General features: G+C 68.7%; 9 protein-coding genes. 3 read left to right on the forward strand and 6 right to left on the reverse strand.

Annotation, left to right across the window (positions count from 1 at the left end):
• Positions 1–27 precede the first annotated feature (27 nt).
• Positions 28–417 carry a hypothetical protein gene (locus GGR33_RS13880; RefSeq protein WP_183506193.1) on the forward strand — a complete coding sequence of 130 codons (390 nt, stop codon included), beginning with the start codon at positions 28–30 and terminating at the stop codon, positions 415–417.
• Between the two features lie 18 nt (positions 418–435).
• Here the strand turns inward: GGR33_RS13880 and GGR33_RS13885 are convergent, their stop codons facing one another.
• Both GGR33_RS13885 and GGR33_RS13890 read right to left on the reverse strand, forming a co-directional pair.
• Positions 436–1,323, reverse strand: a complete 888-nt coding sequence (locus tag GGR33_RS13885; RefSeq protein ID WP_183506195.1) for a response regulator — start codon at positions 1,321–1,323, stop codon at positions 436–438.
• A 390-nt stretch (positions 1,324–1,713) separates the two neighbouring features.
• On the reverse strand, positions 1,714–2,829 hold the full coding sequence (locus GGR33_RS13890; RefSeq protein ID WP_246413140.1) for a DUF1521 domain-containing protein: 1,116 nt from the start codon (positions 2,827–2,829) through the stop codon (positions 1,714–1,716).
• A gap of 274 nt (positions 2,830–3,103) precedes the next feature.
• Here GGR33_RS13890 and GGR33_RS13895 point away from each other — a divergent pair, with 274 nt between their 5' ends.
• Both GGR33_RS13895 and GGR33_RS13900 read left to right on the forward strand, forming a co-directional pair.
• The gene (locus GGR33_RS13895) at positions 3,104–6,358 is read left to right on the forward strand and encodes a DUF6973 domain-containing protein (RefSeq protein ID WP_183506197.1); all 3,255 of its coding nucleotides are present in this window, start codon (positions 3,104–3,106) and stop codon (positions 6,356–6,358) included.
• A gap of 26 nt (positions 6,359–6,384) precedes the next feature.
• Positions 6,385–6,738 (forward strand): hypothetical protein, encoded by a 354-nt coding sequence (locus GGR33_RS13900; RefSeq protein WP_183506199.1) that lies wholly within the window; start codon positions 6,385–6,387, stop codon positions 6,736–6,738.
• A gap of 112 nt (positions 6,739–6,850) precedes the next feature.
• Here GGR33_RS13900 and GGR33_RS13905 read toward each other — a convergent pair whose 3' ends face one another.
• The 4 genes from GGR33_RS13905 to GGR33_RS13920 form a co-directional block, all read right to left on the reverse strand.
• A complete protein-coding gene (locus GGR33_RS13905; RefSeq protein ID WP_183506201.1) occupies positions 6,851–8,092 on the reverse strand; it encodes a glycosyltransferase in 1,242 nt (413 codons plus the stop codon).
• Positions 8,093–8,342: 250 nt separating this feature from the next.
• A complete protein-coding gene (locus GGR33_RS13910; protein WP_183506203.1) occupies positions 8,343–10,481 on the reverse strand; it encodes a molybdopterin-containing oxidoreductase family protein in 2,139 nt (712 codons plus the stop codon).
• A gap of 120 nt (positions 10,482–10,601) precedes the next feature.
• Positions 10,602–11,162 carry a 16S rRNA (guanine(966)-N(2))-methyltransferase RsmD gene (rsmD, locus tag GGR33_RS13915; RefSeq protein WP_183506205.1) on the reverse strand — a complete coding sequence of 187 codons (561 nt, stop codon included), beginning with the start codon at positions 11,160–11,162 and terminating at the stop codon, positions 10,602–10,604.
• 49 nt (positions 11,163–11,211) lie between these two features.
• Positions 11,212–12,999, reverse strand: coding sequence for a pseudouridine synthase (locus GGR33_RS13920; protein WP_183506207.1), 1,788 nt, complete (start codon positions 12,997–12,999; stop codon positions 11,212–11,214).
• Positions 13,000–13,036: the final 37 nt, after the last annotated feature.

The following is a 13,036-nucleotide window of genomic DNA, read 5'->3' on the forward strand; positions in this document are numbered from 1 at the left end:
GTGGTTGAGAGGAACGGGCGAGCGCCAATGGACAATCCTGCGACCAACGAGGCTCTCGTCCACGAGATCGGCAGCCTGATCGTGCACGACGAGGCCTATCTCGAGCAGCCTTGGAACACGCTGTCCCTGGTCGCGACCATGCGCGACGAAAACGTCGTGCAGCTACACGGTTACGTCTATCTCGACGCGGGCAAGACCGCAGCCGAGACCCCGCGTGAGTCGAAGATCGCGCAGCGCTTCGTCGAGTTGCACCAGGTGATGCGCCAGCGCGACGGCAAGCCGTGGAAGGCCGCGCTCGTCCAGATCTGGCGGGAGACGGCGAAGGTCAGCTACTTCTTCGAATATGACGACGCCGCGCGCTGGAAGGTGACGCCGACGAATTACGAGGCGATGCGCGAAGAGCTCCGGCCGAAGTAACCGGTCCGGCGTCTCCGATCAGGCGCCGTCGTCGTCCGTGCCGACGGCCATGCTGACCGCGAGTGCGGCGGCGACGACAGCGACGTTCGTCTCATGCGCCTGCATGGTCGACAGACTCGCCGCGATGGCCGGCAGGGCAGGGGCGTTCGACGATCCATCGTTGACCAGCGCCACGGCGACCTGCGCCGCGATCAAGGCCGCCTGCGGCACCTGCGGTGCGACGATCGGCACGTCGTGCGGCTCCAGGACGTAGCCCGTCCCCCGCACGGTCCGGACCGACACCGTGGCGCTCGATCCCATCAGGTGTCCGCGCAGACGGTAGATGCCCACCTCGATCGCGTTGGCCGAGACCTCGTCCTCGAAGCTGTAGAGCCCTTCTTCGAGCAGGCTCTTCGTCACGGTTTTTCCGACACGGCGAATCAGCATCTCGAAGATGCAGGTTTCTCGGCGCGGCATCCGCAGCGCCTTGCCGTCGACGAGGACCTCGCGGTTCGACGGGTCGAACTCGACATTGCCTGCCTGGAGGACGGGATTCAGGATCGCGGGCGGCCGCCGCAGCACGGCGCGCACGCGCGCCACCAGTTCGTCGAGCGGAACCGGCTTGACCATGTAGTCGTCCGCGCCCGCGTTCAGGCCCTCGATGCGATGATCGACCTCGTCGCGCTCCGCGCTGACGATCAGCATCGGCACCGTACCGCCGCCGCGCCGCTGGCTGCGGATCCAGTCGAGCCCGTCGCCATCGGGCAGCATCCGGTCGACGAGAATGGCATCGTAGGTTGCGACCGAGACCGAGTCGTCGGCTTCCGCGAGATTTGCCGACACGTCGACGACGAACCCGGCTTCGCGAAGGGTTTCTCCGAAGCAGCTCGCACAGGCGGCGTTGTCATCGACCACCAGAATTCGCATGCGGGTTCCACGATGACGGGATCGGATCGGCCGGCCGATCAAGTGGATCGCTGCGACGCCGTCGCTGGTTAGTCAGGTTTTATTACAGAATCTTGACGAATCATCATTCCTCAAGATTTATGCCGGCTAATCAACGGTCTATCTGGTGAAATTCCAGAGGATCTCGCCAAATTTTGAAGCTTGTCACTTCACAGTCCGAGCATTAACGAAAATTTGATCGCGCAGATTATCGGGGTTCAATTACTGCTGCTTTGGCGAATGGCAGAGACGAACTTCGATCAATAACGAATTCGTGCCCAGCACGGCGTGCGCTTGACGCTCGGCAGCACGAAAAAAGGGGCGGATCGATCGATCCACCCCTCGCGTCGTGATCGCGACTATGCCGGCCGATCAGGCTTCGGCGGCGTCGATCACCGATTGGTCGACGGCCTGTCCGGCCGCGGTCTGCCAGGCGCCGCCATTCTCGAAGATTGTGGTCGAGCCATCGTTGGTGAGACCGTCGATGGTCTCGCCTTCCATCGACTGGGTCACGGCGAGGTTGTCCTTGCCGTCATGCGAGTCGCCGAGGCCCGAGACCTGGATGGCGTTTTCGCCGTTGGTGATGGTGAGCTTCGACGAGAAGGTCGTGCCGTTATCGCCGCCCGGCACGGTGCCGACGGTGATCTTGGTGCCGTCGTCGAGCTTGAAGGTCATGTCCTTCTTGAAGTCGAAGTCGTTCTTGCCATCGCCGTCCTTGTCGACGTGGGGGTCGCCGGAGACCTTGGTGGTCTTGCCGGTCTCGTTGTTCTTCACCGTCCAGGAGGCGTCCTTCTCGTCGGCGGTGATCGTGTACTTGTCGCCGAGCCGGATGGTCGCCTGTCCGTCCTTGACCTCGTGCGTCCAGACGCCGTCATTGGCGCTCGAAGATGGGTCCGTCGCGGACGAGCCGTCGGCGCCCTGGGTCGAGCCGGTCTGGTCGGAAGTCGACGGGGCCGAGAAAGCGCGCGGGGCGGTGCCGCCGTCGGCCGCGGGGGAGGAAGCCGGAGAGGACTGCTGGCTCGGGGCCTCGGCCTTGAGCTTCGACATCAGACCGGCAATGCCGTCGAGGAGCATGTTCTTGGCTTTGTTGGGCAGCGCGGAATCGGCCACCTTGTCGGCGATTTCCTGAAAGCCGCTCATGAGATCCTGCGGGCTGGATGCCTCGCCAGCGTCATCGGCAGCGCTCGTCTGGGAGGCGGCATCGCTGGGGGCCGCGTCCGAGGCGGCATCGGAACGGCCACCGCGATCGGCACCCTGCGAGGCGGCGGCGAAGCCCTCGGCGAAGCCGTCGATCAGCGCGCGCTTCTCGCTCGGCTTGTGGGCATCCTTGACGTCGGCGAGGAACGCTTGGCCGCCGGAACGGGGCGCGTCGTTCTGGCCGAGCAGGGCGTTGAGGAAGGTCTTCGCGGCAGCGGCGCCATCACCGGACAGGCCGGCGCCGGCGAGCGCTCCGCTGCCACCCGCGAGGTTCGAGATTCCGAGGCTCATGGTCAGTCTCCGACAGGTCGTTGGGTCGCCGGCCGGGATCGCTGTCCGGGATCGGCGTGCGAGAAGCCAGCAGTCGCCGCACCGCGTTGGGTGCCGGTCGTCCTGAAGGCTTGCAGCATCGGTAGAAAGGCGAGCTTTCGGCAACCTGACGGCCCGCGAGATCTTCCGCCGGGTCCGTTCGACTTCGGAAATATCGGGATGTGATCAGGCTCTCGTCAGGTTCGCAGTGCAGATGCGTCGGGCCGATCAGCGTCCTGCCCGAGGGAATCCGACGATGTCCGATGCCGCCTCCGCCCCGACCGCTTCCAACGATCGCCGGCCCGCGGCTCCGCCGTCTCCCCCCGCTCCGGCGCAGCCGTCAGCCAAGGCGAGCGAGACCCCATCCGCGCCGAGTTTCGCAGACAGCGTGAAGGCCACCGGCGCGACGCCGCCGGCCAAGCCCGCACCCACACCGGCCGCCAGCGGCGCTGGGCCGACGCCACCGGCTGCCCCTTCGGCCGCTTCGGGACCGGCAGGCTTTCCGACCGCCCCCGCTTCGCCGAAACCGCCGGGCATTCTGCAGATTCCCGGGCTGCCCGGAATGCCGGGCCTGCCCTCGATGCCGGGGCCGAACGACATCGCCAATCTCGGCAAGACCATCGAAGGCGCGGTGAAGGACCCGTCCAGCCTGCTCGATCCGCTCAAGGATTCGTTCGGCACCGCGGGCGCGGTCGTCGCCGATCCCGGTGCCGAGATCGGCAAGCTCAACAGCGACGGCGATCAGGTCGTGATGTCGGGTACCCTCGAAGGCAAGCTCGTGGTGCCGATCGAGGGCGTACCCGTGGGGGCGAAGGCCCAGTACGGCTACAACATCACGGTCCAGCAGGTCGGCGGGGCCGCCCCCGCCGATCCCGCCCAGCCCGGGCCGAACCCGGCGCCAGCCAAACCCGCGCAATACGACGTCACTTTCGACAAGAACCTGCTCGGCGGTGCGCTCGTCGAGGGCGAAGTCGAGAGCAAAACCCTCGGCGGCAAGACCGTCGGAGCCAGCGCCGGCGTCGAGCTCAACCTGCGCACGGTCGATTCCGTCACGATGCGATTCGACAGCAAAGAGGACGCGACCCGGGCGACGCAGGCGCTCGAGCGCCTGGCGGTGTCCGAATCGGTGCGCGATGCCGCCTCGACCGCGACGGGCGGACTGAGCGGTGGCTTTCCCGGCAGCAACCCGCTCGCGGGCGACGGATCGGCGAGCGGACCGAGCCTGCCCGGAGGGGTCGGCCTGCCCGGCATCGGGGTGCCCGGGCTGAACCCGCTGGGACCGGTCATGTCGAAACTTGGCGAGGTCGCCGCCGACCGGCTCGGCCCCTCCGCCGCGGACACGCAGTTCCTGCGCGGCCACACCACGAGCTTCACGCAGCGGCTCGGCGGCCAGGCGCGGCTCAAAATCGGCGGCAAGTTCGACCGGCTCGGCCTCGAGAGCCGCCTCGACGGCAACCGGGACATCAGCCGGACGATCGAGATGCCCCGCGACGGCCAGCCGGGCAAGCTGACCTACACCCTGTCGGGCGACCTGCAGGCGAGCACCAAGGAGAAGCTCAAGGCCGGCGCCGTCGACCTCGGTGACGACAAGAGCCCGGTCAAGCTCGACTACACGCCACAGAACGTCATGGATCACGGCGCGGCGCGCGGCGAGGTCTCGCTGAGCTGGGACGTCGCGCCCGGTGCGGCCTTCAGCACGGTCAGCGGCCGCCCCGTTCCCGAGACCGGCCTCGTCGACGAAGGGCGTCTCGACAGGCCGGACGCGCTCTCGGTGAAGACGGAGCTGCGCTACCAGACGCAGGGGCTCGCCGACCCGAGCCGGACCGACCAGAAGCGATACACGGTCGAGGCGAGCGTGCGCAATCCGCGCGACAATGCCGGTCCCGCTGTAGGCCGCCTGCTCGACGGTGATCTCGAAGGCGCCTTCCGCGGGATGGGCGACGACTTCAAGGTGTCGACGACCACCGACACCATCAAGCGCGACGGCGTGAGCCAGCAGCACGAGCTCGGGCTGGCCGTCGGCAAGAAGCCTGAGGCAATCCAGGCCAAGGTCTCGGTGCTCGGCGAGGTCGGGCGCGACGACGTGATCGCGCGCAGCACCCGCGAAGCGACGGGCACACAGATCGCCGACCGCCTCGCCGGCCCCGGCCCGGCCGCTCCCGTCCCGAACGATCCTCCCGTCACGGGAAGCCTGCCCCCCGAGCAGCTCGCGGTCGTACCGCCCGACGGGGTCAACGTGCGCACCGGCCCCTCGACGACGGCGGCGGAGGCCGGGGTCCTGCGGCACGGTACCTTCGTGACCGCGACCGGACAGCGCCGCACCGACGCGAACGGCCAGGAATGGGTCCAGGTCCGCGGTCCCGATCCGGCCGAGCGGCCGGTCGAAGGATGGGTCGACGGCGCCTACCTGCAAGCTCACCCGGATGGTGCGATGGGGCCGAATGGCCGCATCGACCCTGCGTTGGAAAAGCAGCGCTACGCCTCGCGCGACCTCCGGCCCGGCGACTCGCTTTGGGACGTGGCGCAGCGCGAGGGCGTCGACTTCAGGGACACGGTCGAACTGAACAAGGACCATCTGATCGAGCCGGGCCGCGTCTTCGCCGGGGATCGCGTCTACCTGCCTGGCACGGGCCGGCCGGTCGAAGTGGCTCCGGCGCAGCCGCAGCAGCCGCCCGCAGCACCTCCGGTCGCGCCGGCTCCACAGGCACCGTCGGTAACATCGGCGCCATCGGGCCCCACCTCGCAGCCATCGATCCCAGCGGGGCCGGGCACCACGATCGTCCCCGGCACGCCGGGCGCGCCCGCCATCCCCAACGCTGCGCCCCAGCCGTCGCGGCCGGACCTCGGCCAAGTCCTGCGCGACTACCAGGTCGGCGACGACGCGATGACCTCCTGGAAGCCCGAGTTCCTCGGGATCGGCGTGCCGGGAATCGACGCGCGCGAGGTGACGAAGACCGAGGCGGCGATGCTCGATCACCTATCGGTGCCGCAGCTCCTCGACATGAAGGACATCCAGGAGGCCGCCTTCTCGAAGGCCGACGAGCGCTTCCCGCCGCCCACCGAGCATCGGGCCGCCTTCCCCGCGGGCGCCCAGGGCGACCAGATGTTCCGGCAATGGGCCGGCAATGACGGCCACAACGACGCCTTCCGGCACGCCTACTGGAATGCCCGCATGACCAAGCAGTTCGGAGAGAATTTCGCGAGCGCCTTCACCACCGCTCACGAAGGCGCACCGGGCAATCCGGCCGACCGAGAAGCAATGGACCTCTACAACAATGGCGTCGGCCGCCGGATCGCCCGCGAGCATCCCGACGCCTCCGACGACGAACTCGCCGATCTCGTGCAGCAGGCGATCGGCCGCGGCGACATGGTCGTGATCGACCGCAGCGGGAACCTGGCCTGGAGCGATCAGGCCCGCTACGGCGAACACGGGACGGCCGATGACGCGCCGGCCGTCGGCGGTCACATCCCGCGGCCCGATCCGGCGGCGGCGGATAGCCGGCCGTCTTGAGGGTGTCGTCGATGGCGAGGATCAGGATGAGCAGAGTTGGAAAGGCCACCGTCGCGGGCCTGTTCGCCCTGGGCTGGTTCGGAGCTTTGGCCGTGGCATCGCATGCGGGCGGATTCGACGGGCGGGCCTGGAAGGCCGCCTACGGCTCGACCGAGCGCAAGAATCCGCGCGCAGCCATGGTCGAGGAGGTCAAGGCAGCGCTCGAAACGGGCATGACCCGTGAGGCGATCATCGACAGGCTCGGACCGCCGGAGATCGAGAAGGACGGTGTGCTGACCTACGCCCTGGGAGTCGGCGGCTTCGGGGTGGACTATTCCTACCTCGTTCTGCGTCTCGACGGCGGCGGACGCCTCTCCAGCGTCTCGGTTTCGCGGGGTTAGCCACGGCTCCGTCGGCGAACCGGGATCGCGCGGCAGCGATCTCGGGCCGACACCGGACTACTGGCGACCGGGGCTGTCGCGCGAGGCCACTCGATGGCGAGCGTGCGGGCCTTCAGACGGAGGCGGGCGCAAGAAGCAGCCTCGCGGCCGTCGCTGCCCCGTCGACGCGGATCGTGCCGGCCAGGGCAGCCGCGCGGGCTCGCGTTTCGGGTGCCAGCGCCTTTGCGAGCGAATCCGACAGCCCATCGAAGCTCGGGACCGACGCCCCATCGCTTGCGCCGATGCCGAGCTGCGCGACCCGGCTGCCCCAATACGGCTGATCCGCCACCTGGGGCACGATCACCTGGGGGACGCCGGCCCGCGCGGCCGCCGTCGTCGTTCCGGCACCACCATGGTGCAGAACGGCCGCGACTCGGCGGAACAGCGCCTGTTGGTTGATGTCGCCGACCGCGAGGCCGTCGGCGCGATCGGCGATCAGGTCCAGTTCGGCCCAGCCATGGGCGAGAACCACGCGCCGGCCCCGGGCGCGGCACGCCTCGACGGCCAAGCGAGAGGCCTCCTTCAAGGCCTGCATCGGCATGCTGCCGAAGCCGACATAGACCGGAGGCGTGCCGGCCTCGAGGAACGCGATCAGCTCGGCGGGCAGGGGACGCTCGTCCGACAGGATCCAAGCGCCAGTCTGCACGACGTCGCGAAGGTCCGTCGGCTGCCACGGCGCGAGGATCGGGTCCGCCGCCAGCCAGGGGCGACGGGTGATGATCGGGTCGCGGAGGTTCTCCAGCGGGGCTAGGCCGATCCGCCCGCGGAGCGTGTTGATGCCCTCTCCGAACAGCGCGGCCTGGGTCTGGAGGTCGTGCTGCCACAGCACCCGGTTGTCGCTCACCCCGGGCGGGTGGGGACGGGTCGGATACTCGTAAGGCCGGTGGTGCTCGGACGGCAGGAATCGCGGACAAAATGCAGCGCATGCAAAGCGGAGACCCCGCTGCTCGGCCACGGCCTGCGCAGCGGCGACGGACGGGAACAGGCCTGTCGCCAGAATCGCGTCGCAGCCCTCGGCCGCCGCGGCCATCACGTCGAACTGCGTGGAGACGATTCGCTTGGCGGTCTCGATGATCTCCGCGGCGCGCCGAGCCGGATCGGTCGCCGGCTGCTTCTTCAGCTTCGTCACCCAATCGCGCAGCGGCGCGAAGCCCGGAACCGGCGCGACACCTGCCCGCGCCAGCACATCAACGAATTCGTCATCCGGCGGCGCGCAGACGCGCAAGTCCGCGCCGAGTTCCTGCAATGCGGCTGCGAGACCCGCAATCGGCTCGACATCCCCGCGGGATCCATAGGTCGACAATAACACGCGCATTCGGCGCCCCCCGTTATGAATGGGGAGCCTTCATGCGGCAGGTCCGGGGGCTCGCCGCAAGCCCCCGGTGCGCCATATGTACTGACTAGGCAGGATGCGGTCAGCCGCTCCGTCAGCAGCAGGACGGCTAAGCCAATCCATCCCCCGTCATTGCAAGCACAGCGAAGCAATCCAGGGGCACACCCACACCGTCAGTGCGGTGGCCCTGGATTGCTTCGGCTTCGCCTCGCAATGACGGCGAGCAGGGTTGCTACGCTGGGCTGGCCAGCCCTACCTCGACGAGGTTGTCGCTAAAGGTCGGTGAGTGGCCCATGCCTCCGTACTTCGACGAGCTGACCACATTCACCGCGCCGTCGCGGTTGAGCGAGTGCCAGTAGCCGAGCGAGGCAACGACTACGCCCGGCGGCACGTCATCCGTCACCTGTGCCTGCCCATGGAAGGTGCCTCGCTCGTTGAAGACCCGTACCAGGGCGCCCTCGGTGATCTGCCGCCCTGACGCGTCGGACGGGTTGATCAGGATCGACTGCTCGCCCTGTCGGGCGATCTTGTGCGCCTCGTTCGCGTATTGCGAATTGAGGAAGCCGTGGCTCTTCGGCGAGACGATGTTGAGCGGGAAGCACGCGGCGAGCGCCCCGTTCGTCTCCGGCCGCTCGTTCGCCGGCACGTAGCCGGGCAGGGGGTCGAGGGGCTCTCCGCCCTGCTCGGCCTCGTACATCTGCCGGAAGGGCGGGGCGACGAAGTTGCCGTTGTCGAGGGCGCCTTGCGAGAAGAACTCGCACTTGCCCGAGGCCGTCGGGAAGTTGCCCTCGGCATGGGGGGTCCGCGTCTCCGGATCGCCGATGTTCAGGCGATACCATCCCGTCCTGCGAAATTCCTCCATGCTGGCGCCGGCCATCTTCGGGCTGTCCCAGTCGAGGTACCACTCCATGAGCTCGATCTCGCTCATGGAGAATTGCGGCTCGTCGAAGCCGAAGCGCTTGGCCAGCCGCCGGAACAGCTCGGCGTTGGAGACGGTCTCGCCCGGCGGCTCGATGGCCTTCTGGTTCAGCGTGAAGAAGAAGTGGCCCCACGAGAACATCATGTCATCGTGCTCGGCGGCCATGGTCGCCGGCAGCAGGATGTCGGCGTAGCGGGCGGTGTCGGTGACGAAATGCTCGCTCACCACCGTAAACAGGTCTTCGCGGGCCAGACCCTTCTTGATCGCCGCCGTCTCCGTGGAGTTCGAGACCGGGTTGGCGTTGTAGACCATCAGCGCATGGATGCCGGGGTCGAGCCCAGCTTCGCCGTTGAGAACGGCGCCGAGCTTCAGCACGTTCACGGCGCGGGTGCCCTGCGGAATCCAGTCCGGCCGGCAGACGCGGTCCCAATGCACCGGGAATTCCCAGAGCGGCATCTGGTAGATGCCGCCGCCCGGATCCTTCCAGGCACCGGTCAGCGCCGGCAGCGAGAAGATCGCGCGGAGAGCCTGCGCCCCGCCGGCACTGCGCTCGACGGCGACACCGGGGCGGATCGCGGCGTTGCGGGTGGTGGCGTATTCATGCGCCAGCATGCGGATATCCGCAGCCGGCACACCGCAGATTTCTTCCGCGTATTCGGGCGTGAAGAGCTCGGCGCGCTCCTTCAATTCGTCGAAGCCGATCGTGTGCTTCTCGACATAGTCGCGATCGATCAGATTGCCGTTGATGATACAGTGGATCAGCGACATCGCGAGCGCGCCGTCCGTGCCGGGCTTCGGCATGATGTGCCAGTCGGCTTCCTTGGCGGTCCGCGAGCGGTATGGGTCGATCACCACCACCTTCGCACCGTGGCGCTGAGCATCCTTCACCACGTGCCAGTGGTGGATGTTCGTCGAGATCGAGTTGCAGCCCCAGATGACGATGTATTTCGACTGGGTGAAGCTCATCGGATCAAGGCCGTTGGTCGGGCCGACGGTCAGCAGCCAGGCCGTGCACGAGCCAGAACCGCAAAAAGTCTTTTCGGCGACGCTGGCGCCGAGCTTGTTGAAGAAGGCGTCGCCGACGGTGAGACCCTGCACCACGCCCTCGTTGCCGAGGTAGTTGTAGGGCAGGATGGCCTCGCGGCCGTGCCGCGTGATCACGTCCTGGAAGCGTGTGTAGACCTCATCCAGCGCCTCGGCCCAGGTGATGCGGGTGAACTGGCCAGAGCCCTTCGGACCGGTGCGGCGCATTGGGTAGAGGATGCGGTCCGGGTTATAGTGATGGCGCTCGAAATCCTTGACCTTCACGCAGAGCGAGCCGCGGGTCATTGGGTGATCGGGATTGCCCTTCACCGAAAGCAGCCGGCCTTCCTCGATGGTGTAGATCATCGAGCAGGTATCGGGGCAGTCGTGCGGGCAGGCGCCGAGCTTGGTCGTCTGTGTGGCAGCCATCCATGTCTCTCCCAGGTTGCGCCGTTCGGGCGCTTTTATGCTGAGAGAGTTCCGCGAGGCTGCATCTAAGTCAATTATAATTCTAAGGACCGCACTAAGGCGCCGCCGCTATCGCCCGTCTCAGGCGCCCTCGAAACGCAGGAACGTCACGGCCGTCTCGCCGTAATCCCGGCGTTCCAGCTCCGAGAAACCGGGAAGCGGGCCGAGTGGCGACGAGGCAGATTCCTCGACCAGCACCAGGGCGTCCGGCTCCAGCCAGCCGCCTTCGACGGCAGCAGCGAGCGCCTTCGGGGCGAGACCGCGGCCGTAGGGAGGGTCGCAGAACACCAGCGAGAAGCGGCCGATCGCCTGGGCGAGACCGAGCTTGGTGGCGTCGCGGCGATAGAGCCGGGTGACGCCTTCGAGCCCGAGCGCCTCGATATTTTCGCGGATCAGCCCACGCGCTTCGGCGCCCTCGTCGACGAGAAGCGCGTAGGCCGCGCCGTGCGACAAGGCTTCGAAGCTGAAAGCACCCGTTCCGGCAAAGAGATCGAGAACGCGAGCATCGTCAACGGGATCGCCATAGGCATGACGAAGTACGTTGAACAACGCCTCGCGCAGCCGATCCGAAGTCGGCCGGATCGCGTCGCTGCGCGGACCGCGCAGGGTGCGCCCGCTGAGGCTTCCGCCGACGATCCTCACCTGGCGCCTCGGGCCTGTTTACGGCGCCCCTCGACGGGGCGACGCCGGCTCATTTTCCGGCGCGCGGCGGCCGGCCGCCGCCACCGCCACGAGAGCCGCCCGGCTTGCCGCCGAATCCGCCCGGTCGTCCACCGGGCTTGCCGCCCTTGAAGCCGCCACCGGGACGGCCACCGGCCTTGAAGCCACCGCCGCCCGGACGATCGCCGCCACCGGCCTTGAAGCCGCGGCCGCCGGCCGGCTTGTCGGCGCGGGCTGCGCCGCCGAAGGGGCGCTCGGCCCGGGCCGGACGGCCAGTGTCGGTCCTCGGCCCAGCCCGGCGAGCACCCTCGTCATGATCCCGAGGCGCACGCGGACGCGCGCCGGCGTCATCGCGCCGGTCCCGGCCGCCATCGCTCGAGCGCGGCCGCAATCCATCGCGAAACCCGCCCGAGCGTTCACCGTCGCGAGGCCGGTCCCGGGCTGGGCCGCGGCGCTCGCCACGGTCCTCGAAGCGGTTTCCACGCGGCGCGCCATCGCCCTCCCGGCGAGGCGGGCGCGGATCGGACCGGGGGCCGCGACGGTCTTCTGAGCCTTGAGGGCGCTCTTCCGCCGTGCGGAAGCGGACGCGGCGATGCGGCTCGGGCGCGGGCTGCTCCGGGCTCGGCTGCAGGCGCTCGACCAGGACGCGGCGATCACCCGAGGTGATGGCGCCGACGCGCTCGCGGCCACGCTCGGCCGCCGCCTCGCGGGAGATCCGCGGATCGGTGCCCCGACGCGGGATCTTGGTGCCGTGGGGACGCTCGGTGCCCTCGTCGGCGCGCCAGATCGACTGGCGTGGGCCGGCGCTCATGCCGCCGGTGGGGACGCGGGCCGGCGCGGCCGGGCGGGAGGGACTGCGGCTCGGGCGGCCGTCACCGCCGCGCGGGGCAGGACGCGAGGAGGCGGAGGCCGGCTTGCGGGGCTTGGCGGACGGATCGCGCTGGGAGTCCGCAGCGGGCTTCTTCGGCTTGCCGAAGGGCGCGATCGGCTCCCGGGTCGGGCTCTCGAAATCGACGCCGGCCTGCTCGGCGAGCGTCTTGCCGAGTTGCTCCTTCAGGACCTTGGTGCGGATCTCCTCGACCAGTCCGACCTCGAGGTCGCCGAGTTGGAAGGGGCCGAAGGAGAGCCGGATCAGCCGGTTCACCGAAAGGCCGAGGTGCTCGAGGATGCGCTTGACCTCGCGGTTCTTGCCCTCGCGCAAGCCAAGGGTCAGCCAGACGTTGTCGCTCTGCGACCGGTCGAGGCTCGCCTCCACGGGGCCGTATTCCATGCCGTCGATGGTGACGCCCTTGCGGAGCTTGTCGAGCTCGGGCTGCGTGATCTCGCCAAAGGCGCGCACGCGGTACTTGCGCAGCCAGCCGGTGTCAGGATGGGCAATCACCTTGGCGAGGCCGCCATCGTTGGTGAGGAGCAGCAGCCCCTCGGTGTTGATGTCGAGCCGGCCCACGGCGACGACGCGCGGCAGTTCCTCCGGCAGCCCGTCGAACACCGTCTGGCGCCCTTCCGGGTCGCGCGCCGTGGTGACGACGCCGCGCGGCTTGTGCAGCACCCAGAGCCGGGTGCGCTCCCGCGCCGGCAGCGGCTCTCCGTCGACGGTGATGCGATCCTTGTCCGTGACGTTGATCGCCGGCGAGGCCAGGACCTTGCCGTTCAGGCTGACACGGCCGGCCTCGATCATCGCCTCGGCGTCGCGGCGCGAGGCCAGCCCGGCCCGGGCGATGGCCTTGGCGATCCGCTCGCCCTCGAAGGTTTCGGGAATGGCATCCTCGCCGCGCGGAGCCTCGGCCCCACGGGTCTCGTCGTCTGAAGTGTCGCTCATGGCGGCTGCCATAACAGAGCGCGCGCCGCGTTACGAG

The sequence above is a fragment of the Methylobacterium brachythecii genome, assembly GCF_014196345.1.
Taxonomy (GTDB): Bacteria; Pseudomonadota; Alphaproteobacteria; order Rhizobiales; family Beijerinckiaceae; genus Methylobacterium; species Methylobacterium brachythecii.